General features: G+C 63.7%; 24 protein-coding genes. 10 read left to right on the top strand and 14 right to left on the bottom strand.

Annotated features, from left to right (window positions below):
- Positions 1-42: 42 nt before the first annotated feature.
- Complete coding sequence (locus tag BM279_RS22315; protein ID WP_093507496.1) at positions 43-522, top strand: GNAT family N-acetyltransferase; 480 nt, start codon at positions 43-45, stop codon at positions 520-522.
- Positions 523-571: 49 nt separating this feature from the next.
- On the opposite strand, the gene BM279_RS22310 is transcribed toward BM279_RS22315, so the two are convergent.
- Complete coding sequence (locus tag BM279_RS22310; RefSeq protein ID WP_093507494.1) at positions 572-2,044, bottom strand: inorganic phosphate transporter; 1,473 nt, start codon at positions 2,042-2,044, stop codon at positions 572-574.
- 33 nt (positions 2,045-2,077) lie between these two features.
- On the opposite strand from BM279_RS22310, the gene BM279_RS23285 reads away from it, so the two are divergent.
- Positions 2,078-2,419: a hypothetical protein gene (locus BM279_RS23285; RefSeq protein ID WP_143103631.1), complete on the top strand. Its 342-nt coding sequence runs from the start codon at positions 2,078-2,080 to the stop codon at positions 2,417-2,419.
- A gap of 46 nt (positions 2,420-2,465) precedes the next feature.
- On the opposite strand, the gene BM279_RS22305 is transcribed toward BM279_RS23285, so the two are convergent.
- The 9 genes from BM279_RS22305 to BM279_RS22265 all read right to left on the bottom strand — a co-directional run bounded on the left by BM279_RS22305 (position 2,466) and on the right by BM279_RS22265 (position 10,230).
- Entirely contained in the window at positions 2,466-3,029 is a 564-nt protein-coding gene (locus BM279_RS22305; protein WP_093507492.1) for a cytochrome b, read from the bottom strand.
- 103 nt (positions 3,030-3,132) lie between these two features.
- On the bottom strand, positions 3,133-4,512 hold the full coding sequence (locus BM279_RS22300) for an ATP-binding protein (RefSeq protein WP_093507490.1): 1,380 nt from the start codon (positions 4,510-4,512) through the stop codon (positions 3,133-3,135).
- A 1-nt stretch (position 4,513) separates the two neighbouring features.
- Entirely contained in the window at positions 4,514-5,170 is a 657-nt protein-coding gene (locus tag BM279_RS22295) for a response regulator (RefSeq protein WP_093507488.1), read from the bottom strand.
- Between the two features lie 38 nt (positions 5,171-5,208).
- Positions 5,209-5,865, bottom strand: coding sequence for a tetratricopeptide repeat protein (locus BM279_RS22290; RefSeq protein ID WP_093507486.1), 657 nt, complete (start codon positions 5,863-5,865; stop codon positions 5,209-5,211).
- Positions 5,862-6,665: an SDR family oxidoreductase gene (locus tag BM279_RS22285; RefSeq protein WP_093507484.1), complete on the bottom strand. Its 804-nt coding sequence runs from the start codon at positions 6,663-6,665 to the stop codon at positions 5,862-5,864. Before BM279_RS22285 ends, BM279_RS22290 begins: the two co-directional genes overlap by 4 nt.
- Positions 6,652-7,338, bottom strand: coding sequence for an iron-containing redox enzyme family protein (locus tag BM279_RS22280; RefSeq protein WP_093507482.1), 687 nt, complete (start codon positions 7,336-7,338; stop codon positions 6,652-6,654). The genes BM279_RS22285 and BM279_RS22280 overlap by 14 nt, the downstream gene beginning before the upstream one ends.
- Positions 7,335-8,813: an AMP-binding protein gene (locus BM279_RS22275; RefSeq protein ID WP_093507480.1), complete on the bottom strand. Its 1,479-nt coding sequence runs from the start codon at positions 8,811-8,813 to the stop codon at positions 7,335-7,337. The genes BM279_RS22280 and BM279_RS22275 overlap by 4 nt, the downstream gene beginning before the upstream one ends.
- On the bottom strand, positions 8,803-9,480 hold the full coding sequence (locus BM279_RS22270; protein WP_093507478.1) for a thermostable hemolysin: 678 nt from the start codon (positions 9,478-9,480) through the stop codon (positions 8,803-8,805). Before BM279_RS22270 ends, BM279_RS22275 begins: the two co-directional genes overlap by 11 nt.
- A gap of 138 nt (positions 9,481-9,618) precedes the next feature.
- Positions 9,619-10,230, bottom strand: coding sequence for a TetR/AcrR family transcriptional regulator (locus tag BM279_RS22265; protein WP_093507476.1), 612 nt, complete (start codon positions 10,228-10,230; stop codon positions 9,619-9,621).
- Positions 10,231-10,373: 143 nt separating this feature from the next.
- On the opposite strand from BM279_RS22265, the gene BM279_RS22260 reads away from it, so the two are divergent.
- The 7 genes from BM279_RS22260 (at position 10,374) to BM279_RS22230 (ending at position 17,249) form a co-directional block, all read left to right on the top strand.
- Positions 10,374-11,636 (top strand): serine hydrolase domain-containing protein, encoded by a 1,263-nt coding sequence (locus BM279_RS22260; protein WP_093507474.1) that lies wholly within the window; start codon positions 10,374-10,376, stop codon positions 11,634-11,636.
- Positions 11,637-11,773: 137 nt separating this feature from the next.
- Positions 11,774-13,108, top strand: coding sequence for an alginate export family protein (locus BM279_RS22255; RefSeq protein WP_093507472.1), 1,335 nt, complete (start codon positions 11,774-11,776; stop codon positions 13,106-13,108).
- A gap of 40 nt (positions 13,109-13,148) precedes the next feature.
- Positions 13,149-13,637, top strand: coding sequence for a DUF3237 domain-containing protein (locus tag BM279_RS22250; protein ID WP_093507470.1), 489 nt, complete (start codon positions 13,149-13,151; stop codon positions 13,635-13,637).
- A 77-nt stretch (positions 13,638-13,714) separates the two neighbouring features.
- A complete protein-coding gene (locus tag BM279_RS22245) occupies positions 13,715-14,884 on the top strand; it encodes an MFS transporter (RefSeq protein WP_093507468.1) in 1,170 nt (389 codons plus the stop codon).
- Positions 14,885-14,951: 67 nt separating this feature from the next.
- Positions 14,952-15,878, top strand: coding sequence for a cation diffusion facilitator family transporter (locus BM279_RS22240; RefSeq protein ID WP_093507466.1), 927 nt, complete (start codon positions 14,952-14,954; stop codon positions 15,876-15,878).
- A gap of 113 nt (positions 15,879-15,991) precedes the next feature.
- Positions 15,992-16,816: an AraC family transcriptional regulator gene (locus BM279_RS22235; protein WP_093507464.1), complete on the top strand. Its 825-nt coding sequence runs from the start codon at positions 15,992-15,994 to the stop codon at positions 16,814-16,816.
- Between the two features lie 49 nt (positions 16,817-16,865).
- Complete coding sequence (locus tag BM279_RS22230; RefSeq protein ID WP_093507462.1) at positions 16,866-17,249, top strand: cupin domain-containing protein; 384 nt, start codon at positions 16,866-16,868, stop codon at positions 17,247-17,249.
- A 45-nt stretch (positions 17,250-17,294) separates the two neighbouring features.
- Here BM279_RS22230 and BM279_RS22225 read toward each other — a convergent pair whose 3' ends face one another.
- The 4 genes from BM279_RS22225 to BM279_RS22210 all read right to left on the bottom strand — a co-directional run bounded on the left by BM279_RS22225 (position 17,295) and on the right by BM279_RS22210 (position 21,195).
- Positions 17,295-18,371: a polyamine ABC transporter substrate-binding protein gene (locus BM279_RS22225; RefSeq protein WP_093507460.1), complete on the bottom strand. Its 1,077-nt coding sequence runs from the start codon at positions 18,369-18,371 to the stop codon at positions 17,295-17,297.
- A 42-nt stretch (positions 18,372-18,413) separates the two neighbouring features.
- Positions 18,414-18,755 carry a cupin domain-containing protein gene (locus BM279_RS22220; RefSeq protein ID WP_093507458.1) on the bottom strand — a complete coding sequence of 114 codons (342 nt, stop codon included), beginning with the start codon at positions 18,753-18,755 and terminating at the stop codon, positions 18,414-18,416.
- Positions 18,756-18,927: 172 nt separating this feature from the next.
- Positions 18,928-20,334: an NAD(P)/FAD-dependent oxidoreductase gene (locus tag BM279_RS22215; RefSeq protein ID WP_093507456.1), complete on the bottom strand. Its 1,407-nt coding sequence runs from the start codon at positions 20,332-20,334 to the stop codon at positions 18,928-18,930.
- Positions 20,335-20,379: 45 nt separating this feature from the next.
- Positions 20,380-21,195 carry an AraC family transcriptional regulator gene (locus tag BM279_RS22210; protein ID WP_093507516.1) on the bottom strand — a complete coding sequence of 272 codons (816 nt, stop codon included), beginning with the start codon at positions 21,193-21,195 and terminating at the stop codon, positions 20,380-20,382.
- 193 nt (positions 21,196-21,388) lie between these two features.
- Here BM279_RS22210 and metE point away from each other — a divergent pair, with 193 nt between their 5' ends.
- Positions 21,389-23,686 carry a 5-methyltetrahydropteroyltriglutamate--homocysteine S-methyltransferase gene (gene metE / locus BM279_RS22205; RefSeq protein WP_093507454.1) on the top strand — a complete coding sequence of 766 codons (2,298 nt, stop codon included), beginning with the start codon at positions 21,389-21,391 and terminating at the stop codon, positions 23,684-23,686.
- Positions 23,687-23,733 lie beyond the last annotated feature (47 nt).

Genomic DNA, 23,733 nt, shown 5'->3' with positions numbered 1-23,733 from the left:
GCCTGGCTGATCTGAATTTCAATCTGGAGGATCGGAAGACCCATGGATATCCGCGCCACCCACAAGGACGACTGGCAGCTACTGAAACGGATCCGCCTGGCCGCCTTGCAGGACACGCCTACCGCGTTCGGAGTGAGCTACCAGACGGCAGTGGCCGACAGCGATGCCCACTGGCAGGTGCGGGCGGCGGGGGAGAGGACGCGGTTCTGGCTGGCTCTCGACGAGGGCAGGCCGGTCGGCCTGGTGGGCGCGGGTTTTCGCGACCCAGCCCGCTATGAGTTGATCGCCATGTGGGTCGAGCCGGCTGCTCGCGGTTCCGGCGTGGCGGACGGGCTGGTGGCAGCGGTAAAGGCACGTGCCGTGGTGTTGGGCCTGGAGGCGCTGTTTCTCGAAGTTGCCCCGGAGAACATCAGGGCCGTGCAGTTCTACCGCCGGCACGGTTTCGAATTCCTCGACGAGTGGGAACCGATCGACAGCCACCCGCATATCCTCGCGCAGAGCATGCGCTGGAGCTGCAAGTAACGATTGGAGAAGGGACGAGGCACCCGGAACGGGTGCCTCGTTTATTCGATCAGCCGAAGATCAGCGTCGAGACGTAGAACAGGCCGGCGGCCAGGGCCATCGAGGTAGGCAGGGTGAGCACCCAAGCCAGCAGGATGTTGCTGATGGTGCTGCCCTGCAGGCCGCTGCGGTTGGCGACCATGGTGCCGGCCACGCCCGAGGACAATACGTGGGTGGTCGACACCGGCAGGCTATACACGTTGGCCAGGCCGATGGCGCAGGCCGCGGTGATCTGCGCGCTCATGCCTTGGGCGTAGGTCATGCCCTGCTTGCCGATCTTCTCGCCGACGGTTTTCACCACGCGCTTCCAGCCGACCATGGTGCCGATTCCCAGGGCCAGGGCCACGGCGAGGATCACCCAGAACGGCGCGTATTCGGTGGTGGCGGTCAGGTCCTTGCGCAGCTTGTCGAGGTCGGCCTTCTCGCGTGCCGGCAGGTCCGGCAGCTTGCCGACCTTCTTCGCCGAGTCGTCGAGGCACAGCAGGTAGCGACGGATGTCGATGCGCGCCTCTTCGTTGAGGTCGCGGTAGTCGTTGACGCCATCGAGGGTGCGCAGCAGGCCGTTGATGGTCGGCTCGGTGAGCTTGGGGTCGCAACGGAACTGCTTGGGCAGCTCGGTATTGGCAGCCTGGCCCAGGGCCAGGTATTCGCTCAGGGTCGGCGCGTTGCGCTGATAGAACTCACCCAGGTGCACGGCCGCATCGCGAGTCCGGGAAATCTGGTAGGTGGTGCTGTTCAGGTCGAGCACGAACTTGGCCGGCACGATACCGATCAGCACCAGCATGATCAGGCCGATACCTTTCTGGCCGTCGTTGGAGCCGTGCACGAAGCTCACCGCCATGGCCGAAACGATCAGCACCAGGCGGTTCCAGAACGGCGGCTTGTTCTTGCCCTTGGTTTCCTTGCGCACCACCGGCGTGCTGTGCACCTTGGGCGTCGGCATCCAATACTTGAGCGCCAGGAACAGCAGGGCGGCGACCACGAAGCCAGCCACCGGCGAGAACACCAGCGACAGGCCGATATCGATCGCCTTCTGCCAGTTCACGCCGTCACCCAGGGGAATATCGGTGAGCAGCGCGTTGGCCAGGCCGACGCCGAGGATCGAGCCGATCAGGGTGTGCGAGCTGGACGCCGGGATGCCGAAATACCAGGTGCCCAGGTTCCAAGTGATGGCCGCAGCCAGCAGTGAGAACACCATGATCAGGCCGCGACTGGTGTTGACGTTGATCAGCAGCTCCACCGGTAGCAGGTGGACGATGGCATAGGCCACGCCGACGCCGCCGAGCAGCACGCCGAGGAAGTTGAAGATGCCGGACATGATCACCGCCAGGTTTGGCGGCATGGCCTTGGTGTAGATGACCGTGGCCACGGCGTTGGCCGTGTCGTGGAAACCGTTGATGAATTCGAAGGTTAGGACGAAGAGCAGGGCGAGTGCGAGGCTCAGCGCCAACCAGGCATCAAGCCCGCTGAATAGTTCGAACATGGGGGGTTACGTCTGGCTCAAGGAAAAAGTGGGTTGTTCCAGGCAACGCAGGGCGTTGTCGACCGATTGTATGGCCTGACAGCCGGCAGTCGTGGAGTGAGCACTAAAGCGGTGTGCCATGCCTGCGATGCTCTCTACCCGTCGAAAGCCAAGGCACGCTGCCAGGCAAGACCTGGCAGCGTGCACTCGATGCGGGCGGGGTACCACGAGGGTCAGCAAGCGCCTGCGCAGCGCGAGCCGATTTGGCTCACGGATCTGCTTTTTACGCTGCTTGCCCAGGCGTCGATCCCGCCACCTGAAATATCTGGACGCGATTTACCGCCAAAATCGATCCAGAAACAACAGTTGGTGCATAAAGAATACATATTTTTTTAATCTGACTCAGGGCCGCCAGACTACCTCTCAGCCCTTTGCAACCCGTCTACAGCATGCGTTTGAGCACGTTGTCGCGGCGTGCGAAGTGGTGCCAGAGCGCCGCGGCGATATGCAGGGCGATCACGTAGTAGAACGCGGTGCCGACCAGCACGTGCAGCTCCTCGATATTGTGGGCCAGCGCTTTGTCGAGTGCGAAAGGCGAGGGCACCATCATGCTGCCCAAGGGGATGCCGCCGCGCTCGAGCAGGACCACCAGTACGCCCATCAGCGGTTGCAACAGTAGGAAAGCATAGAGCGCTACGTGGGTCAGCTTGGAGAACAGGTTGATCATCGGGCTGAGGGGCGGCTCGATCGCTGGCACCGGCTTGGAGAAGCGCGCCAGCAGGCGCGGTAGTACCAATGCCAGAACCAGCAAGCCTACCCAGAAGTGGCCCTGGACAAACAGCGTACGCAGGGCGCTGCCTTTTTCAAACCAGCCACGACCGTTGATCAATATGTAGGCGAGTACCACCAGCGCGGCCATCAGCCAGTGCAGATGACGACTGGCTGCGCTATAGGTGGCCTGGCCAGTTGAGAGTTGCCGGGGCGATGAGCTGTTGTGTTGGTTCATGTCGACCTCTGCGAGTGACTGGCCGGACAACCTTGTCCGGCCTTGTGGAAATAGTTTTGGTGAATTGCCTTAAGGGAGTCTGAAGAAGCACGGTGCTCGGCCTTCAGGTCACCTCCAAATGGCGTGCGAATGTCAGGGTCGCGAGCAGGCCGCCGTCAGGGTGATTGCTCAGGCTGATACGACCGCCCAGATGACTGGCGATCATCTCCACGATGGACAGGCCCAGACCGGCACCGCCAGGGTTGTCGCGGCTGTAGAAACGCTCGAACAGCCGCTCCATTTTCTGTTCGTCGATGCCCGGGCCGTGATCTCGCACGCTGAGGCTGACTTGCTGTTCGTCGTCGGCCGCTAGAGTTACCTCTACCTCGGCGCCTTGCGGCGAGAAGTTGGCGGCGTTGGTGACCAGATTCTGCAGGGCAATTGCGACCAGCTGCGCATTGCCGTGAATCAGGTAACTGCCGGGCTTCACGTCCAGGGCCAGCTCCAGGCCCCTGCCGAGCATCCACGGGGTGAGCTCTACCAGCGTCTCGCGAGCGGTACTTTCCAGGTCCACGGGTTGCCAGGCCTGGCGGGCGATTTCCGGCTCGACGCGGGCAAGGGTCAACAATTGGTTGACCACCCGGGTCAGGCGGTCAACGCCGCCAACCAGATGGTTCAGGGCTTTGTCTCGTGGTTCGGCCTGGGTGGCCTGCAGGGCGTTCTGGGCATGGATGCGCAAGGTCGCCAGGGGCGTGCGCATTTCGTGGGCGGCATCGCCGATAAAGCGCCGTTCGCGCTGCAGCAACTGCTCGATCTGCGAGAGCAGCCGATTGAGCGCCGCCTGCATGGGTTCCAACTCACGGGGCAGGGGTGTCAGTTGCAGCGGTTCAAGAGAGCCGCCGTGACGTTTGCGGATGATCTGCGCCATGTTCTGCAAGGGCCGCAGGCCCCAGCCGATGGCCAGCCAGATCAGCGCAGAGAGCACGATGATGCCGATCAGATTGGGGATCAGGGTGTGGCGCACGATGCGATTGACCAGGTCCTGGCGCACATCCTCGCGCTCACCGACCCAGATCAGCAGACCGTGGCGTTCATCAGGTAGCAGAAAACCGTGCCAGTTGACGTCGTAGAGGCGCTGATCGGAAAACCCGGGGGTGGTCAGCGGGCGCTCGAATGCCGGTGCGCTGGAGGAGCGAATCAGGCTGTTGCCCTCTTTGTCCCACACCTGAAAGGCCATCTTTCCTTCATAGGGGTGGCCGATGCGGTGGTTGCCAGCCTGGCTCAGGGCCGCATTGAAGGCGCGATACAGCGCCTGGCGCTGCTCGTCCGGCAGTTGGGCGCGGATGGCGCCCTGTAACAGCCGTGCACTCTGCGCCAGCTGGGCATCGTAAATCTCGCCGATTTCATGGCGGCTGTCGTGAAAATTGTAAAGGCTGATGGTCAGGGTACCGAGCAACAACAGGCCCAGTACCAAGACCAGTGTGCGGCGACGCAGTGAAGTCATCTCAGGCCTCCACCAGGTAGCCGATGCCGCGTACGGTTTTGATCAGCTCGCTGAACAGCTTCTTGCGCAGATGCGAGATGTGTACCTCCAGGGTGTTGCTTTCCGCTTCCTCGTCCCAGCCGTAGAGCAGCTGTACGAGGCGCTCGCGGGTGAACACCTTGCCCGGATGCGCCAGCAGCTCGTGCAGCAGCAGGTATTCCTTGGGCGTCAGCGCAACGGGGTTGCCTTGGTATTGCACCTGCTGGCTAGCGGGGTTGAGGGTGATACCAGCGTGTTCGACCAGCGCCTGGCCACGCCCTGCGCTGCGGCGCAACAGGGCACGGATACGCGCCTTGAGTTCGTTGAGGTCGAATGGTTTGGCCAGGTAATCGTCGGCGCCGGCGTCCAGCCCGGCGACGCGATCACGAGGTTCGTCCCGGGCGGTGAGAATCAGCACCGGAAGCTGCGAGCCGTTCTTGCGCAGCTGCTGCAATACCTGGATGCCGCTAAGGCGCGGCAGGCCCAGGTCTAGAACCAACAGGTCGAAGGTTTCGCTGAGCAGGGCATGCGCCGCGCTGGCGCCGTCGTATAGCCAGTCGACGGTGTAACCCTCGGCTTGCAACCCGTTACGCAGGCCCTCGCCAAGGGGGATATCGTCTTCAACCAGGAGCAGTCGCATGCGTGTCCTTAATCAGCCAACTTCCATCAATGGAGGTATCAATCGATCTTGCGCTCGACGTCGTTGAGTAAAGCAGATATCTCGCGCTGACGTCCTTGGTCGGCCAGTTCTCGACCCGGGCGTGGCGCGGCCTGCTGAGCTTTGAGCAATGCTTGCTTGGCTTCGGCATATTTGCCTTCGCGGGCCAGATGATCACCCCAGAAATACAGGCTGTCGATGCCGTTCGGGTTGATCAGCAGGGCCTGACGCAGTAGCTCATCGGCCTTCTTGGCATCGCCGAAACCGATGGGCCAACCGGGCACCCGGTCGTATAGCGCCGCCAGGCTGGTGTAGGCCGAGCCTTGCAGGGCGTCGGGGTCGAGCTGCAGGGCCTTTTCCAGATCGCTGCGCGACTGCTTGACCTTGCCCAGCGCACCGAGGCCACCCTGAGCACCGGCCCAGCTACTGGTGACGATGCCTTTCCAGATCCACGCTTCGGCGGCTTTCGGTTCGGCGGCTGTGAAGGCTTCGGCCTGCACCGCCAGCTTCTCGAACTCGGCCTCCTTGCGGTCATCCGGGGTGTCGTACTGGATCTGCGCCCAGCGTTGCTGAATGGCCTGCAGTTGCTGGGTACCGGCGGCGTCCAGCGCCCAGGCGCCGGTTTGTGCACTCAGGGCGGCAAGGGCCAAAGTGAGATGAAGCAGCGTCTTTTTCATCGTGGAGGCATCTCGGTGGAGTGGATAAAACGGCGGATGATCGGCAGTTGTTTGCGGATCGCCCGGTCGACCAGGCCCGGCAGCAAGCCGTTGAGGCGTACCAGAAGTTTTTCCGGCCAGCCCAGATAGAGCTCGGCCAGATTGCGCTCGATGGCGCTGGTCACCTGCATGGCCACGCGCTGGGGCTCGTCAATGCGGCTGTTGAGCGCCTCGTTGAGGGCCATGGCGGCGCTGCTGTTCATGCCGGTGCGGGTCGCCCGGGGCGCCACGTAGAGCACATCGACCTCGGTGTCGGCCAGTTCGCGGCGCAGCGCTTCGGAGAAACCACGCAGGGCGAATTTGCTGGCGCAATACACCGCGTAGCCCGGATAGCCGATGGAGCCGTAGGTGGAACCGACGTTGACGATCAGCGCATGGGGCTGATTGCGCAAGGTCGGCAGCAGGGCGCGGGTCAGCTGCAGGGTGGCAATGAGGTTTACGGTCAGGAGGTCGTCGATCTGCTCGTCATCGACCTGCTCGAACAGCGCGAAGCGGTTGACTCCGGCGGCGTTGAGCAGCAGGTTGACGCCGCCCATGCGCCGCGCGGCATCGAGCACGGCGTGGCGGCCGGCGGCGTCACGCAGGTCCGCCTCCACCGGGTGGATGCGCTGTGGGTACTGGCGCTGCAGGGCTTCGAGCACCTGGGGCTGGCGCGTTACGGCCAGCACCTGGGCACCCTCGGCGCACAGCTGTTCGGCGAGTGCCATGCCGATGCCACCGCTGGCGCCGGTAAGCACCACCCGGCAATCAGACAGCCGCATGGCGGGTCTCCCGATGAGCCGTTTCAAGGCGTGGCAGGCCGCGGAACATTTCAGCGTAGAGTTGGTAGACCACCTTGCTGGCGTGGATCACTGCCAACTGGTCGGCGCGGTCGTCGAGGCGGTTCATCAGGCTGCGATAGGTGTCCATGTGGCCGATGTCCAACGAACCGTGGGAAGCCAGGTAACTGAATGCCGTAGGCGGCAGCTGCAGGCCTTCACGTATGGCGCCGGCGGCTTGAGTGGCCAGGGCGATGCTGGTGCCCTCAAGCACGTTGACCATGCCGAACAGGCCGACCGGATTGCCGCGGGCGATCAGGTCGTAGAGAAAACTGACCATCAGCTCGATGGGAAGAGATGGCTGGCCATCGCGTACCTGCTCAGCATCACCACCGCACACGCGGATGTCATTGAGGATCCACTGCTCGTGGCCATACTCCTCCTCGATGTACTCGCACACCGCGCCGCGCAGCCATTCCAGGCGTGCCGGCAGGCGCGCGCCGCAGGCCATCATCAGCGGCACGGTATGGCGCACGTGGTAGTAGGCCTGCGTCAGGAAGGCGCGATAGCCCTCCAGGCTCACCTGGCCGGCCAGGGCGTCGCGGATCACCGGCGTGGCGAACAGCGCTTGGCGCTCTGCGGTGGTGGTGTTCTGCAGTTCGTCGAAGAAATTCATGGCTGCTCCTTTTGGGCAACTGGGGTGGAAAAACGATGGGCGTAGCGGGCCAGAATGGCCTCGCGGCGCAGTCGGCCGTTGCTGGTGAGCAGGCCGTTGGCAGGGGTGAAGGGTTCGGGCAAGCGCTGCCACTGGTGCACCCGTGCATAGTCAGGCAGTTCGATGTTGGCCCAGGCAACGCTGTTCTCCAGGGCCTCGTCGCTGCACTGCGGGTCGAGCGGCCAGAGCAGCGCGATGTTGTGGTCCATGGCTTCACCGTGGACGAAGGCCTGGGCGATCACCCCGCGTTGGGTCAGCTCGGCCTCGACCCAATCCGGATTGACGTTGCGCCCGAAGCTGGTAGTGAACTGATGTTTCTTGCGGCCCTTCAGAAACAGGTAACCGTCGGCATCGAGCACGCCGATATCTCCGGTGGCCAGCCAGTCGCTGCTGAATGGCGCGTCGCCCAGATAACCCAGCAGCGCCGAGCCGCGTACCCATACCTCGCCATCCTCGGCGATGCGCAGCTCGACATGGGGAAGGGGGCGCCCGACGCTGCCAGGGCGGTTATAGGCCGGGGTGTTAAGGCACACCACCGAGGCACATTCGGAAAGACCATAGCCCTGGTAGACCGGCAGATTCAGCTGCGCAGCACGTTCCAGCAGCTCGTCGCTGACCCGCGCACCGCCGACCGCAATGAAGTGAAATTGCCCGGCGTCCACCTGCCCGTGCTCCACTGCTATGATGAGGCCGAGCAGCAGCTGCGGCACCAGGATCAGGCTCTGCGCCTGCTGGCGCACCAGTTGGCCGAGCAGGCGCGGCCAGTCGACCCGGGTAGCGCCTTCGATGCCCAGACTTGGTTGTGGCAGCAGGGTGACGCTGGCGCCGGCTAGCAGGGCTGCGTAGGTGCCGAGGTTTTCCAGCAGTACTGCGAGCGGCAGCAGTGCCAGGTAATTGCGCGGCGCGGCCGGACGGCTGGCGGCGTACAGTTCCTGGGCCACACGCAACAGGGATTCGGCACTCAGGCACACGCCTTTGGGGGTGCCGGTGGTCCCCGAGGTGTAGGTAACCTTGGCGGTGCCGGCCGGCAATGATTCGCCGGCCGGGGTTTCACGTACCCAGAAACCGCCGGCTTGGCGGAAGCCTGCATCACCCAGTTGCTCGGCCAGCGGCGCGTCGGTCAGCAGCAGGTCGACGCCGCTCTGCTCCAGGCAATGGGCGGTCTGCGCCCAGGTGAAGAACGGCGGCAGGGTCACGCAGGGAATGCCGGCGAACAGCGCGGCCAGGTCCCAGAGCAGCATCTGCGGGCTGTTGTTCATCAACAGCGCGAAGGTCTTGCCGGGTTGGGCGAGCAGGAGCGCCTTATGGGTTTCGATCTCGCTCCACAGCTGCGCGTAGTCGATGCTCCCGTTGTCGTCGCGCAGCGCCGCGCACGACGGTTGGCAATGAGCGTGCAGCAGTAGCAGGGCCTTGAAGTCAGTCAGTTCAGGCTGCATGACTTTGCTCCATATCGAAGGCCGGCAGGCCCAGGCGTGCGGCCATGCCGCTGACCTGCAGATGGGCGAGACCGGCGCGGATGCTGCCGGTGAACACCTGGGGACGCTGCGCGTAGTAACTGCCCCAGCTGTGCTGTTCGCTACCCAGGCGCTGCGGGTCGGCATCACCGAGCAACAGCGGGTTGAGGCCCAGACGCTGAAAGCTGTTGATCAGCGAAGCGGCGCCGGTAAAGACCACCCAGTCGAGCTTGCGATGGGCCAGCAGCCAGGTCATAACCACGATGATGAGTCGGGCGCTGCCGCCACTGCGCGCGGCCAGATTGCCGACCTCGACGATCTGCTGGCGCTCCACCGGGGCACCTGCGAGCCGCGACACCACGCGCTCGATCGGCTGCTGCAGGTACTGCTCGAGAAACAGCGCGCCGCTGTCGGCGGTGCGCACGCCGGCGGCAGCGCAGAAGGTCCCGTGCGAATCGCGCAGGGCCATCAGGGTAGGCATGAAATGGCGGATGTCGGCGTGGTGCACAGTGGCGAAGCACTCGCGCACGAACCACTCCAGCGATTCACGATCAGCGTGTTGTTGCGGCACCAGCGACAGCGACAGATCGCGCCCGGCATACGGGCCAATGTGCAGCGGCAGGGCAAGGTTCCATTGGGTATCGATCATCGACAGCGCTCCAGTGACTAGGCGTTGGAGACACTATCGGGGCCGAACCTTAACGAAGTCTGAAGATGATTGGCGGGCCGCGGCTCAGTGTTTGGGCAACTGCTGTTGGCGCACGGTATGACGCGTGCGCTGCGGGGTTCAGGCGCGCATGCCTTCGAAAATCAGCCGTGTGGAGGCCCGCACGGTGGCCGAGTGGGCCTGCATGTCCGGCTCGTCGCTGGCGGTCAGGCGCAGCAGTTGCAGATGGGAGTAGTCGTTGAGCAGGAACGCCGCCAGCTCCACGTCCAGGTCGGCGCGTAGCTTGCCGGCCTCCTGCAGTTCGCGCACCACGTTGGCAATCTCGCCCTGCAGGCCGCGGTTCATCTGCCGGTAGGCCTCCGGCAGGCCGCCATCGCCGCCCACCAGCACCAGTGGTAACAGCTCGCGCCAGAGCGCCGGCGGCAACATTTCCAGGGCATAGCTGACAAGGATGTTTTCCAGGTGGCAGAGCGCGTCGACCGGGTCGTCGAACTCGGGAATACGCTTGTGCACGTCGATCAGCGCACGGCGATCGGACTCCTTGATCATCTCCAGGATGATCTCGTGCTTGCTGCCGAAGTACTTGAACACCGTGGGCGCCGATACGCCGGCATCGCGGGCGATCTGCTCGATGGTGGTCTCGCGAAAACCCTGGCGCTGGAACAGCGACACGGCGGCTGCCGAGATGGCCTGGCGGCGTAATTCCTTCTGACGTTCGCGTAATCCGCTCACCGTCGCTCCTGGGTTCGTGGGGTTAGCGGGAATGATAGCTGGCTAGGTTTTTTCGCGAAAATATTTTATTGACTAAAACAATTAATAGGATTAATTATTTTCCCGTACCTGCCGCACGCAGGGCCACTTCCAGGATGAGTCAGATGAACCATATCCTCGACCGCTCCCTGGTTTCCCGTAATACGGAAGTCAGTGAGATGTACGACAAACAAGAACAAGAGCCCGTACTGATGCAGGGCTTTCCTGCCGAGCCGGAAAAGCGCGTGACCTGGGCCAACTGGATGTCGCCGCCGTTCAACCGCTGGGGCTTCCGTAACCTGGCTCGCCTGCGTCCCACCATCGAGGTCGCCGCTGGTTCGCGGCCAAGCTCGGTACTGGCCCATGCGCCGGCAGAAGTCGAAGGTCTGACATTCCAGAGCAGCTGCGGACGCACCGTGAGCGTGCTCGACCACCTGCGCGCCAGCAAGACCGACAGCTTCCTGGTTCTGCACAAGGGCCGCGTGGTCTATGAAAACTATTTCAACGGCCAGGTCGCCAGCGACCGCCACATCATGTTCTCCGTCACCAAGTCGCTGATTGGCGTGCTCGGTGAGCAACTGGTCCACGACGGCGTGCTCGACCCCAACGCCCAGACCCAGCATTACGTGCCCGAGCTGGCCGGCAGCGCCTTTGGCGACGCCACCGTGCGCCATCTGTTCGATATGGCCGTTGGCGTTCACTACACCGAGATGTACGACGATCCGGCTTCGGAAAGCTCCCAGTACGGCTATGCCTGCGGTTTCAAGCCGGCGCTGCCCGAATATGCCCAGTACGAATCGCTGTACCAGTACCTGCCGTCGCTGCGTAAGCGTTGCGAGCATGGCGGCCTGTTCCATTACGTGACCGCCACCACCGAAGTGCTGGCCTGGGTGATGGAGCGCGCCAGTGGCGTGGGCTGCGCCGAGCAACTGCAAGCGGTATGGCAGCAACTGGGTTGCGAGCGCGACGCCTACTTCATGGCCGACCCCTGGGGCCGCAGCGTCGCCGGTGCCGGCTTCAACGCCACCCTGCGCGACATGGGCCGTTTCGGCCTGATGCTTGGCAACGGCGGCAAGGTCGACGGCAAGCTGGTCATCGACAAGGCGGTGATCGAGGCGATTGCCGCCGGTTCCGATCCGGCTATCTACGGCGTGCACAAGGACTTCTCCGAGTGGACCCCGGGCGCCTCCTACCGCAGCCAGTGGTACGTCTTCAACGACCACAGCCCGGCCATCATGGCCAGCGGCATCCATGGCCAGTACCTGTTCGTCGACTTCGACTCCGAGGTGGTGATCGTCAAGCAGTCGTCGCTGCCCGAGGCCGTCACCGAGCTGGATATCGACACCGTACAAATGCTCAGGACCATCACCGCTCAACTGCGCGGCTGATTCAACGCTGCTTCAACAGAACAAGATCCAAGAGCGCGGGTTCGCCGGCGCTCCTGCCTGCTGCGTCAGGTAATAGGTGGTCGAATTGGCCACCACTCACTGCCCTGTAATACAAAAAAAATACACAGGAGCTTCATATGTACACGTCCAAGCGTATCCCCTGCGTGTTGCTCGCACTCGGCATTCCGTTGGCCAGCCAACCGGCTCTGGCGGGTTACCAGTTCGAAGAAGGAAACCTCAAAGGCGAACTCAACCTGACCTTCGGCGCGGCCTCCGTCTCCACCCGCGGCGTCAACTTCGGCGCAGGTGTGGCTGACGCCCGTAACGGCGAAGACAAAGGCACCAAGATCAACTGGCAGGAGGCTTACCTCAAGCCAGGCATCACCCTCGATTACTCCCTCAATGAAACCGTCAGCCTGCTGGCCGGTGCCTCGGCGGTTGGCGCCTGGACCTTCGGTGACGGCGATGCCGCTGGCACCACGCGCAGCTCCGACAACCGCATCAACACAGAAGAGGCCTACGTCGGTTTTCGCGCCGGCGACTGGAAGTTCACCGCCGGCCGGCAGAACTACACCATCGGCACCGGCTTCATCGTCATGGACGGTAACCTCGACCTGTTCGGCGATGGCGCCTACTGGCTCGGCCCGCGCACGGCCTTCAAGGATTCGGCGATTCTCGACTGGAGCCACGGCCCGGTGAAGGCCCAGGCGTTCACCCTGCGCACCGATGATCATTACGGCGACTACCGCATGACCGGTGGCAACCTGGACTACGATCTCGACGGCCAGGTAACCCTCGGCGCGATGGCCATGAAGGTCGACACGGAGGCGAGCAAAAGCAGCAACGCGGTACGCCGCGACGGCATGGAGGTGTTCAACGTCCGCGCCTTGCGTGGTCATCTGCCGGGTGTGCCGAACCTGACCCTCAACGGCGAATACGCCGTGCAGCGCGGTGGCGACTCCACGCTGAAATTCGATGCCAATGCCTGGTACGCGCAAGCCGATTATCTGTTTCAGGATCTGCCGTTGACCCCGACGCTGGGCTACCGCTACGCGGTGTTCTCCGGCGACGACGACCTGACCGACAACACTCAGAAGGCCTGGGATCCGCTCAGCAAGGGCTTCGTGGACTGGAGCAGCTGGCTGGTCGGCGACGTGGTGGGCAACTACCTGTTGTTCAACAGCAACGAACGGGTTCAGCAGTTCTCGATCCGTACCCGCCTGACCGACACCCTGGCCCTGGGCACCATCCATTACCAGTTCTGGCTCGACGAGAAGAATTTCCGCGGTGCCGCCGTGGATGATCGCCGCTTCGCCGACGAGACCGTGGTGTTCCTCGACTGGACGCCCACCCCGAGCTTCTACGGTTCGGTGGCCTACAACTGGGTGAACGCCAAGTCGGCGGCCAAGCAGGCCTTCGGCGACGACGACCAGTTCAGCGCCCTCGAACTGTACATGACCTACCGCTACTGAAACCGAGCCAGCAGCGCCCTCTGGGGCGCAGGAGTGCGTGATGACAACCACAGCGCAAACCGGGCTCGGCGTGCCGACTCTGGAATGGGTAATGAGCATCCATGTGTTGATCGCCGCAGGAGAAGGGCTGGGCGCTTGCACGGATGGCCAGCGCAGCAATTTTCCCATCCTCGGTGGGCATTTCGAAGGCCTGGACGTACGTGGCGAAGTGCTCGCCGGCGGCGCCGACTTCTACCTGCAGCGCAGCGACGGCGTGGGTGAGCTGGATGCCCGCTACAGCCTGCTCAGCGACCGCGGCGAGCGGATCAACATCCACAACGTCGGCGTGATCGTGCTCAGCGACAAGGCCCGCGAACTCGACGCGCAAGGCATCTGGCCGGTCGACGAGCAGAAGTACCAATGCACCTGTTCGCCGCGCTTTCAGGTGGCGAGCGGGCGACTGGACTGGCTGACCCGCAGTGCGCTGATCGGCAAGGTGGTTTATCCCGCCGCCGATCAGGTGGTCATTCACTGCTACCGACTCGCCTGACCGGCTTTCCTTTTCGCCATTCCTGAATTTCACTGAAACGGCAGGCCACCCGGTGGCCCAGCCGGCAGGTAACGACCATGAACACCGCCAACCAGAACCTTGTACGTGCCGCCTGTATTTTCATCGCGGCTGCTTCGATCATCGTCATCGGCGTGCAGCCGATTTTCATCGGTCTGTTGACCGAACGTCTGACCCTGACTCTGCTCCAGCAGAGCTGGACCATGTCCGCCGAGATGTGCGGCTCCATCGTCGGCACGTTGCTGTATGTGCCGATGCTGCGCTTTCTCGGGCCACGCACCATCGCCCTGAGCACGTCTCTCGTGCTGCTATTTGCCAACGTAGCCACCGCCAGCGTCACCGAGCTAGACATGCTGTTGGTACTGCGTTGCATCTCCGGCGTCTGCTCCGGAATCTTGTATTCCTATGCCATCTATTGTCTGGGCCGCATGAATGGGCCGGATCGCTCGTTCGGCATTCTGCTGTTCGTGCAGACCGCGCTATTCGCCAGCAGCGCGGTGATTCTGCCAATGATCGCCGAGTGGAAGGGGTTTACGGGGGCAATCTACTATCTGGTGGCCTGGTTCGTGCTGCTCTGCCTGGTGTGCTTCTGCCTGCCGACCAAGCAGAGTGAGCAAGACCAGATCGTCTCCAGCGAGCCGATGCTGTCCGGGCTGACCCTGATTGGCGTCTGCTCGCTGCTCGGCATGCTGTTCCTGCAGCTGTCTATCTACTCACTGTGGGGTTTCGTTGAGGGTATCGCCAGCGAGGCGGGCATCGCACCGGTGGACATTGGCTGGGCGATCAGCATCGGTCTGCTCGGCGGCCTGCCGGGTGCGGCGCTGCCAAGCATCGCCGGTCGCCACCTGGGTCGCATGCCGATGATCCTGCTCGGCTCGCTGGCCGTGCTCGCTGCCATCTACATGTTTGCAACGCGTATCCACGTGGCTTCGGACCTGGCGATCGCCGTGTTCCTGATGAACTTCGGCTGGAACCTGGCGCTGTCGTACTACATGTCCTCGGTGGTCACCCACGACCCGACCGGCCGCCTCACCAAGATCGTAGGTGTGGTGCAGGTGGCATCGGCCGCCGCGGCGCCGACCCTGCTGAGCCTGTTCATTGAAGGCAATGATCGCTTCAGCATCTTCGTGCTGTCCTCGGGTGCGATCCTGGTCGGCTGCGTCCTGGTGGTCATCATGCTGACCTTCGGGCGCCGTAACCTGCACAAGCCGGTCAGCAGTCTGGTCTGAGGCAGGGCGGCTGCAAGGTCTACCGCCTCGCGGTACCCTTGCAGCCCTGAAACGCAGGAGGGCGCAGATGAATACGGAGCAGGGCATCCTGCGTGGCTCGATTGCCATGACGTTGTTGGTGGCGGCCTTCGGCGTCGTCATCGGCCTGCTCTCGGGGTCGTTTTCCATCGTCTTCGATGGCGTCTACTCCCTGGCCGACGCCAGCATGAGCGGCCTGGCCCTGGTGGTTTCCACGCTGATTCTCCGGCACACCACGCAGAACGAGGCCAGCCGCCGGCTGGCCGAGCGTTTCAACATGGGCTTCTGGCACCTGGAGCCGATGGTGCTTGCCCTCAACGGTACGCTGCTGTGTGGGGTGGTGGCCTATGCACTGATCAACGCTCTGGCCAATCTGCTGTCCGGCGGTACGCCGTTGGCGTTCGGCCTGGCGGCGCTGTATGCCGGTGTCGCCACGCTGATCTGCTTCGCGTTCGCCAGCTACGAGTTTCGCGCCAACCGGCGTATCCGCTCGGACTTCCTTGCCCTCGACGCCAAAGGCTGGGTGATGTCCGGGTGTATTTCCCTCGCCCTGCTGATTGCCTTCGTCGTCGGCTACCTGATCGAGCAGACGCGATACGCCTGGCTTGGCCCATACATCGACCCGGCGGTGCTGGCATTGATCTGCCTGGTGATCCTGCCGATGCCGCTGGCGACCATTCGCCAGGCACTGGCGGATATCCTGCTGGTCACCCCACCGACGCTCAAACAACATGTGGATGATGTGGCCCAGGGCATCGTCGAGCAGTACGGTTTCATCAGCCACCAGGCCTATGTTGCGCGAGTTGGCCGCGCTCGGCAGATCGAGCTGTACTTCATCGTACCGGTCGACTGGCCGGCGCAAACCCTCGATGAGTGGGACGCCGTGCGCGACGTCATCGGCCAGGCCATCGGTGACGAAGGCCCGAACCGCTGGCTGACCATCGCCTTCACCACGGACCCGCAGTGGTCGCAGTGAGGAGGGCGGCGCGACAGATGCCTTGACGTCGCCCGGGTTATCGAGCCACGAGCTTTTTAGCGCCCGACGGTTTACCGTGTCGTCTGCCTGGGAGCGGCACGGAGAAAGACGACATGGGCAAATCGACAAGCCGCAGCGACTGGTTGCTGCGCAGCCCTGATCAGGGGCGGGTGGAGCGCATCGAGGCGTATTTCAGCGGCCATGGGTACGACCCTCATCGCCATGACGCTTACGCCATCGGCTGCACGCTGTCCGGTGTGCAGAGTTTTCGTTACCGGCGCGCCATGTGTCACAGCCTGCCCGGCGGCACTTTGGTGCTGCACCCGGATGAGCTCCACGACGGCATGGCCGGCACCGACGCCGGCTTTCATTACCGCATGCTGTATATCGACCCGGTGCTGATCCAGCAGGTATTGGGCGGTCAGCCACTGCCGTTCATCCAGGGTGGTTTGAGCGATGACGTGCGCCTGCGCCGGGCGACGCAGCGCTTCCTGCAGACAATGGACGACCCGCTGGAATCCTTGCAGGAAGACGACGCGATCTACGACCTGGCCCATGCCCTGCAGGCGGTTGCCGGCAAGCCCCGTGGGCGCCGCGCCTTCGATTATCCCGCCACGCAACGGGCGCGCGAGTACATCCACAGCCGCAACGGCGCGAGCGTGACCCTGGACGAGCTGGAGCGCGTCAGCGGGCGGGATCGCTGGAGCCTGTCGCGGGATTTTCGTGCTCTGTTCGGTACCAGCCCCTATCGCTACGTGACCATGCGCCGCCTGGCGCGCTGCCGCGACCTGGCCCTGTCGGGTGTCGGCCTGGCCGATGCGGCGTTGATTGCCGGGTTCTTCGACCAGAGCCATATGACCCGGCATTTCGTGGCCAGCTTCGGCTTGGCCCCGGCGCGCTGGCTGGCCATGCAGAAGTTGCAGGATCGTACAAGATAGCGCCTGGGGCCCCTCGCTAGAGTGGTGAAAACCAACCGAGGAACGCTCCATGAACCCGCCAGTTTCGTCTGCCAAACAATCCATCAACCTGATCCGCAAGATCGACCTGATCGCCGAACAATGGTCACCGCGGGTGGTTGCGGAAATGAACGACTACCAGTTCAAGGTGGTGCGCCTGCAGGGCGATTTCATCTGGCATGCCCATGCCGAAACCGACGAAGCCTTTCTGGTGCTCGACGGCCAGTTGCGCCTGGATTTTCGCGACGGTTCGGTAACCCTGGGCAGCGGCGAGCTGTACGTGGTGCCCAGGGGCGTGGAGCACAAACCCTATGCCGAGGAGGAGGTGAAGTTGCTGCTGATCGAGCCGCGCGGCGTGCTGAACACCGGGGCAGAGGGCGGGGAACGTACGGCGATCAATGATCTGTGGATCTGACTGCCGGGTTGGCGCTCCTGCGAGCGCCAACCCTTGGCAAGCGTGTCAGGTGCCGCTTTTCACCTTGGTCCAGATCCGTGTGCGGATGCGGTCGATGTTCAGCGGCATGGCCTCCAGGGCGTAGAGCTTTTCCATGACGTCAGCGGGTGGGTAGACGGTGGTGTCGGCCTTGAGCGCCGGGTCGACCAGCGCGTCGGCCTGGCTGTTGCCATTGGCGTAATGCACGTAATCGCTGATGCCGGCAATTACCTTTGGCTCCAGCAGGTAGTTCATGAAGGCGTAGGCGGCCTTTTCGTTGGGTGCGTCCTTGGGCATGGAGACCATGTCGAACCACATCGGCGCGCCTTCCTTGGGGATCACGTAGGCGATGTTCACGCCGTTGCCGGCCTCCTTGGCACGGGCGCTGGCCTGCATGATATCGCCGGAGAAACCGACCGCCATGCACACGTCGCCGTTGGCCAGCTCGCCCACGTATTTGGAGGAGTGGAAATAGGCGACGTTCTTGCGCATCTCCATCAGCAGCGCTTCGGCCTTCTTGTAGTCCTCGGGCTTCTGACTGTGGTGCGGCAGGCCCAGGTAGTGCAGGGCGATGGGCAGCATTTCCGGGCCGTTGTCGAGAATCGCCACGCCGCATTTGCTCAGCTTGGCCATCAGCTCGGGCTTGAAGATCAGGTCCCAGGAGTCCAGCGGCACGTCGTCGCCGAGCAAGGCCTTGACCTTCTCGACGTTGTAGCCGATGCCGGTGCTGCCCCACAGGTAAGGGAACCCGTGCTTGTTGCCTGGGTCGTTGCCTTCCAGGGCCTTGAGCAGCGTCGGATTGAGGTTCTTCCAGTTGGGCAGCTGGCTCTTGTCCAGTTCCTTGAGCGCACCGCCCTGTATCTGCCGGGCCATGAAGTGGTTGGAGGGGAACACTACGTCATAGCCGGAGCGGCCGGCCATCAGCTTGGCGTCGAGGGTTTCGTTGCTGTCGTAAACGTCATAGTGGGGCGTCACGCCGCTGGCCTGCTGAAAATTCTTCAGCGTGTCGGGGGCGATGTAGTCGGTCCAGTTGTAGATGCGCACGTCCTGCGCCGCCTGGCTGACCGAGGCGACGAGCATTAGCGGGATAAGCGTTTTCAGCATGGGAAACCTCAACTGTTGTTGTCGATGTTGTGGAGGCAGCAGTCAGAAAATCAGTACATAGGTCTTGCGCAGCGTTTCTTGTATGTCCCACACGCCAGTGGTGTTGGCCGGCAACATGAGGGCGTCGCCAGCCTTGATTTCTATGGGCTCGCCCACGTCGGGGATGAAGGTGCAGCGCCCGGCGATGAAGTGGCAGAACTCCTGCTGCACGATCTGCCGGCGCCAGCGGCCGGGGGTGCATTCCCATATGCCGGTTTCCACGCCATCGTCGCGCTCCACGCAGGTCACCGAGGTGATGGCGGCAGGTTCGCTGAGCGGCACGGCGACCGGGTTGTGTTCGTCGAGGGTGACGCTGGCGGTGTCACGGAAGTGGGTGATGGTCATGACTTTAACCTTGCTAGTGGGTGAAAACCGTCCACGATCTGCTGCGCGTCGGCCCTACTGCGTTAAAAACAGGCTCGGAATGCTCATTTACAGCTCGTAAACTCCGCTTCCTCGCCTGTTTTTGCCTTGTATGGCTCTAGCTCGCGAGATCGTGAACAGGTTTTGAGGGCGTTCACTTCATGAAGCCTTCCATCAGGCTGGCGATGCGCTGAGCCATGTAGCGCTGCCAGGGCCGGCTGGACGGGTCGGCCAGCAACCGGTCTTCGCGCACGAAGCTGCGGATGATCGCGTTGTAACCCAGCCAGCGGCACGGCTCCGGCTCCCAGCGCGGCAGGTCCTGCACGCGGGTGTCGTGGCGTACCCAGGGCTGGCGGGTGAGCGTGGTGCTGTGGCCGAGAATCAGGTCGGCCAGGGTGCGCCCGCCGAGGTTGCTGGCGCCCACGCCTTCGCCGCCGTAACCGCCGGACAGGGCGATGCCGGCGCTGCGGTCGCAGAGCATGTGCGGGTGGAAGCGCCGCGCCATGCCCAGGTTGCCGCCCCAGGCGTGGGTAATGCGCACGTTGCGCAATTGCGGGAACAGTTCGCTGAACAGGTAGCGGCGCAGGCCGCGCTCCTCGTCGTTGAGGTTGAAGTCGCTGCGCAGCTTGCTGCCGAAGCGATAGCCACCGCGTGCGCCGAAAATCAGTCGGTCGTCGCGGCTGCGCTGGCCGTAGGTGACCTGGCGGCTGGCTTCGCAAAACGCTTGCCCGCGCTCCAGGCCGATTTCCGCCCAGGTCGAGGCCGGCAGCGGTTCGGTGGCGACGATCAGGCTCTGCACCGGAATCTGATGGCGGCCCAGTGGCGGCAGCTTGGGTGAGTAGCCCTCGACGGCCGGCACCACCCAGTCGGCGCGCACCTCACCGGCCTCGCAGCGCACGCTACCGGCCTGCCAGCTGAGGGCAGGGGTGCCTTCATAGATGCTCACGCCCATGGCTTCGACGCAACGCGCCAGGCCACGAACCAGGCGGGCCGGCTGGATGGTCGCGCAATGGGGTGTGTGGATCGCCCCGTAGGCACCGGGAATGCGCAGTTGCTGGGCCAACTCCTCGGCGGGCAGCCAGCGGTAATCGTCGTCGTTCAGCCCCTCTTCGCGGTAGCCGCGCAGGTACTCGCGCAGGCGCAACTCCTGCTCCGGGTAGCGGGCTGCGCAATACAGTACGCCGCCCTTGCGGTAGTCGCAGTCGATGCCTTCGCGTTCCAGCACCTGGCCGACCTCGTCGGGAATGCCGTGCAGCAGGTCGTAGGATTCCCGCCGTGCCTGTGGGCCGAGGCCGGCGAGCAGGCGATCCTCGCCGAGCAGGTTGCCCATCAGCCAGCCGCCGTTGCGACCGGAAGCGCCGAAGCCGGCGATCTTCGCCTCGAGGATGGCGATGCGCAGATTGGGCGCCTGGCGCTTGAGGTAGTAGGCCGTCCACAGGCCGGTGTAGCCCGCGCCGATGATGGCCACGTCGACCTGCAGATCACCGGGCAGTGACGGGCGCGGCGTCAGGGGCTCATCGAGTTGATCCATCCACAGGCTGATGTTGCGCCAGTCGTTCATGCACCGCTTCCACACAAGATGTATGGGGCAAGACTAGTGACCGACTCAGGCGTTGTCTTGCGTGCGTGCCCGCGCGTACAGGTCCTTCAGGTAGGCCTTGGGCGTCATTCCGGTATGCCGGCGGAAGGTGCTGTAGAAGGCGGTCAGGGAGTTGAAGCCGGCCTCGAAGGCCAGTTCGTCCATGCGCCGCAGATCGCTGCCGGCCTGCAGGCGTTCTAGCAGGTGCTGCAGGCGCGCCTGGTTGACGTAGCGGTAGAAGCTCTGGCCGAGCACCTGGTTGAGCAGGTAGGAAATCTGGTTGCGGCTGTAGCCGGTGGCGCTGGCCACCTGCTGCAGGCTCAGGGCCGGGTCGAGAAAGGGCTGGCGCTGCTGGAAGTAATCCTGCAGGTCCTGGGCCATGAAGCCCAGCTGGCGGGTCGACAGGCCCAGCTTGCTGATCGCCGCACTGCTCTGGATCGGAGCCCGCGCATCGGGGCCTTCGTGCACCAGCGAAGCGTATTCGTTGACCCGCCAGATCAGCCCGTCGCGCACGGTGATGGCCTCGGCGGTACGAAACGACACCAGCCCCTCGCCGCCATGCAGCGTGGTGCGGTACTGGATGAACGCGGTATGGCCGTCGATGCGGATGCGGTCGGTGTGTTCCAGCGCCTCGTCCGGGTGGCGCGGCATGGTGCTGAGCACGTAGTTGCGCAGCTCGGCCAGGCCCATGGCGCGGTTGAGGAAGAAGTCGTGGTACTCGATCTCGGGGTGATACAGCGCCATCACCGCGTCGAGGTCGCGGTATTTCCAGCTGTAGTGATAGCGCAGCACGGTTTCGCGGGTGCGCTCGGTCTGGGCGGGGTCGTCGGGAAGCTCAGGCATGCCGGTCGTGTCCACAGGGCTGCAGCCAGCTTGCCCGAACTCCACCGTTTACCTCAAGCCGCTGAGCGAGGCGCATGAGCCATATCGATGAAACATGAGGGAAACTTGTTTTTAACGTTAGCACGTTGAGTTTGTTTCACTTGGGCCGAGTCTCGACAATGCACGCCATCATTTATGCAGTGGAGAGATCACCATGGCCCTGGCCCACAGCCTCGGATTCCCCCGAATCGGACGTGACCGTGAATTGAAGAAAGCCCAGGAGGCGTTCTGGAAAGTTGAACTGGACGAAGCCGGCCTGCGCGCCGTTGGCCGCGAGCTGCGGGCGCGCCATTGGCAGGTGCAGAAGGACGCCGGCATCGAGCTGCTGCCGGTCGGCGATTTCGCCTGGTATGACGGGGTGCTGGCGCACTCGCTGACCTTCGGCGTGATTCCCGAGCGCTTCCGCCCGGCGGGCGGCAAACCGACCCTGCAGACGCTGTTCGCCATGGCCCGTGGCGTCAGTGGCGATGCCTGCTGCGGTGGTTCTCACGCCCAAGAGATGACCAAGTGGTTCGATACCAACTACCACTACCTGGTGCCCGAATTCACCGCCGACCAGCAGTTCGCTCTCAGCTGGGAGCAGCTGTTCGAGGAAGTGGCCGAGGCCCATGCTCTTGGCCACAACGTCAAGCCGGTGGTGATCGGGCCGCTGACCTACCTGTGGCTGGGCAAGCTCAAGGGCGATGTTCAGGGTTTCGACAAGCTGGAGCTGCTCGAACGCCTGCTGCCGCTATACGGGCAGATCTTCCGGCGCCTGGCCGAGCAGGGCGTGGAGTGGGTGCAGATCGACGAGCCGATCCTAGTGCTCGATTTGCCTCAGGACTGGAAGAATGCCTTCGAACGCGCTTACAACATCTTGCAGCGCGAGCCACTGAAGAAGCTGATCGCCACCTACTTCGGCGGCCTGGAAGACAATCTCGGCCTGGCCGCCAACCTGCCGGTGGACGGTTTGCACATCGACCTGGTGCGCGCGCCGGAGCAGTACCCGACCATTCTCGACCGCCTGCCGGCCTACAAGGTGCTGTCCCTTGGTGTGGTCAATGGCCGCAATGTATGGCGCTGCGATCTGGAAAAGGCCCTGGCGGTGATCGGCCATGCCCACAGTCGGCTTGGCGAACGCCTGTGGATCGCGCCGTCCTGCTCGCTGCTGCACAGCCCGGTAGACCTGGCCCGTGAGGATGGCCTGGATGCGGAACTGAAAAGCTGGCTGGCCTTCGCCACCCAGAAGTGCGCCGAAGTGGCGGTGCTGGCGCGGGCCGTCAACCAGCCCGATGCCCCCGAGGTACACAAGGCGCTGGCCGAAAGCCGCGCCGTGCAGGCCGGCCGGGCGGCGTCGCCACGCATTCACAAACCCCAGGTGCAGGCGCGTCTCGCCGCGGTTAAAACGGGCGACAGCCAGCGCCGTTCGCCTTTCGCCCAGCGTATCGCCAAGCAGCGCATTGGCCTGGCCCTGCCGCCATTCCCCACCACCACCATCGGCTCCTTTCCGCAGACCTCGGCGATTCGCCTGGCCCGTCAGGCGTTCAGGCAGGGCAAGCTGTCGCTGGGTGATTACACCGATGCCATGCACGCCGAGATTCGCCATGCGGTGGAGATTCAGGAACGCCTGGGCCTGGACGTACTGGTGCACGGCGAGGCCGAGCGCAACGACATGGTCGAGTACTTCACCGAGCAGCTCGACGGCTACCTGTTCACCCGCTTCGGCTGGGTGCAGAGCTACGGTTCGCGTTGCGTCAAACCGGCGATCATCTACGGTGACCTGAGCCGCCCGAAAGCCATGACCGTGGAGTGGATCCGCTATGCCCAGAGCCTCACTGGCAAGGTGATGAAGGGCATGCTGACCGGCCCGGTGACCATGCTAATGTGGTCGTTCCCCCGCGAGGACGTCAGCCGCGAGGTGCAGGCTCGCCAACTGGCCCTGGCGCTGCGTGAAGAGGTGGTGGACCTGGAAGCGGCCGGTATCAAGGTCATCCAGATCGACGAGGCGGCGTTCCGGGAAGGCTTGCCGTTGCGCAAGGCCGAGTGGCAGCGCTACCTGGATTGGGCGACCGAGTCGTTCCGCTTGTGCGCCAGCGGTGTGCGCGACGACACCCAGATCCACACCCACATGTGCTATAGCGAGTTCAACGACGTGATCGAGTCCATCGCCGCCATGGATGCCGACGTGATCACCATCGAGACTTCGCGCTCGGACATGGAGTTGCTGGACGCTTTCGAGGCCTTCGAATACCCCAACGAAATCGGCCCGGGCGTTTACGACATCCACTCGCCGCGGGTGCCGGACACCGCCGAGATGGTCAAGCTGATGCGCAAGGCGGTGCGGCGCATTCCTGCTGAGCGCCTATGGGTCAACCCGGATTGCGGCCTGAAGACCCGCGGCTGGCCGGAGACCGAGGCGGCGTTGATCAATATGGTCGCGGCGGCGCGGCAGCTGCGTAGAGAGCTGGCGTGAGGTGTTTATAGCCCGGCGTTGAGCGAGGCGATACCCGGGAGCGATTG

This window comes from Phytopseudomonas straminea (assembly GCF_900112645.1).
Classification (GTDB): Bacteria; Pseudomonadota; Gammaproteobacteria; order Pseudomonadales; family Pseudomonadaceae; genus Aquipseudomonas; species Aquipseudomonas straminea.
The sequence above is the reverse complement of the archived record's forward strand: the minus strand, read 5'-3'. Positions and strand labels throughout refer to the sequence as shown.

What these genes read in the sequence shown, in the direction of transcription:
- BM279_RS22225 (WP_093507460.1), bottom strand. Translation starts at nt 18,371, where the DNA reads ATGCTGAAAACGCTTATCCCGCTAATGCTCGTCGCCTCGGTCAGCCAG.
- BM279_RS22315 (WP_093507496.1), top strand. Translation starts at nt 43, where the DNA reads ATGGATATCCGCGCCACCCACAAGGACGACTGGCAGCTACTGAAACGG.
- BM279_RS22285 (WP_093507484.1), bottom strand. Translation starts at nt 6,665, where the DNA reads ATGCGGCTGTCTGATTGCCGGGTGGTGCTTACCGGCGCCAGCGGTGGC.
- BM279_RS22250 (WP_093507470.1), top strand. Translation starts at nt 13,149, where the DNA reads ATGACAACCACAGCGCAAACCGGGCTCGGCGTGCCGACTCTGGAATGG.
- BM279_RS22230 (WP_093507462.1), top strand. Translation starts at nt 16,866, where the DNA reads ATGAACCCGCCAGTTTCGTCTGCCAAACAATCCATCAACCTGATCCGC.
- BM279_RS22310 (WP_093507494.1), bottom strand. Translation starts at nt 2,044, where the DNA reads ATGTTCGAACTATTCAGCGGGCTTGATGCCTGGTTGGCGCTGAGCCTC.
- metE (WP_093507454.1), top strand. Translation starts at nt 21,389, where the DNA reads ATGGCCCTGGCCCACAGCCTCGGATTCCCCCGAATCGGACGTGACCGT.
- BM279_RS22305 (WP_093507492.1), bottom strand. Translation starts at nt 3,029, where the DNA reads ATGAACCAACACAACAGCTCATCGCCCCGGCAACTCTCAACTGGCCAG.
- BM279_RS22280 (WP_093507482.1), bottom strand. Translation starts at nt 7,338, where the DNA reads ATGAATTTCTTCGACGAACTGCAGAACACCACCACCGCAGAGCGCCAA.
- BM279_RS22255 (WP_093507472.1), top strand. Translation starts at nt 11,774, where the DNA reads ATGTACACGTCCAAGCGTATCCCCTGCGTGTTGCTCGCACTCGGCATT.
- BM279_RS22290 (WP_093507486.1), bottom strand. Translation starts at nt 5,865, where the DNA reads ATGAAAAAGACGCTGCTTCATCTCACTTTGGCCCTTGCCGCCCTGAGT.
- BM279_RS22210 (WP_093507516.1), bottom strand. Translation starts at nt 21,195, where the DNA reads ATGCCTGAGCTTCCCGACGACCCCGCCCAGACCGAGCGCACCCGCGAA.
- BM279_RS22275 (WP_093507480.1), bottom strand. Translation starts at nt 8,813, where the DNA reads ATGCAGCCTGAACTGACTGACTTCAAGGCCCTGCTACTGCTGCACGCT.
- BM279_RS22235 (WP_093507464.1), top strand. Translation starts at nt 15,992, where the DNA reads ATGGGCAAATCGACAAGCCGCAGCGACTGGTTGCTGCGCAGCCCTGAT.
- BM279_RS22300 (WP_093507490.1), bottom strand. Translation starts at nt 4,512, where the DNA reads ATGACTTCACTGCGTCGCCGCACACTGGTCTTGGTACTGGGCCTGTTG.
- BM279_RS22220 (WP_093507458.1), bottom strand. Translation starts at nt 18,755, where the DNA reads ATGACCATCACCCACTTCCGTGACACCGCCAGCGTCACCCTCGACGAA.
- BM279_RS22245 (WP_093507468.1), top strand. Translation starts at nt 13,715, where the DNA reads ATGAACACCGCCAACCAGAACCTTGTACGTGCCGCCTGTATTTTCATC.
- BM279_RS22270 (WP_093507478.1), bottom strand. Translation starts at nt 9,480, where the DNA reads ATGATCGATACCCAATGGAACCTTGCCCTGCCGCTGCACATTGGCCCG.
- BM279_RS22240 (WP_093507466.1), top strand. Translation starts at nt 14,952, where the DNA reads ATGAATACGGAGCAGGGCATCCTGCGTGGCTCGATTGCCATGACGTTG.
- BM279_RS22295 (WP_093507488.1), bottom strand. Translation starts at nt 5,170, where the DNA reads ATGCGACTGCTCCTGGTTGAAGACGATATCCCCCTTGGCGAGGGCCTG.
- BM279_RS22260 (WP_093507474.1), top strand. Translation starts at nt 10,374, where the DNA reads ATGAACCATATCCTCGACCGCTCCCTGGTTTCCCGTAATACGGAAGTC.
- BM279_RS22215 (WP_093507456.1), bottom strand. Translation starts at nt 20,334, where the DNA reads ATGAACGACTGGCGCAACATCAGCCTGTGGATGGATCAACTCGATGAG.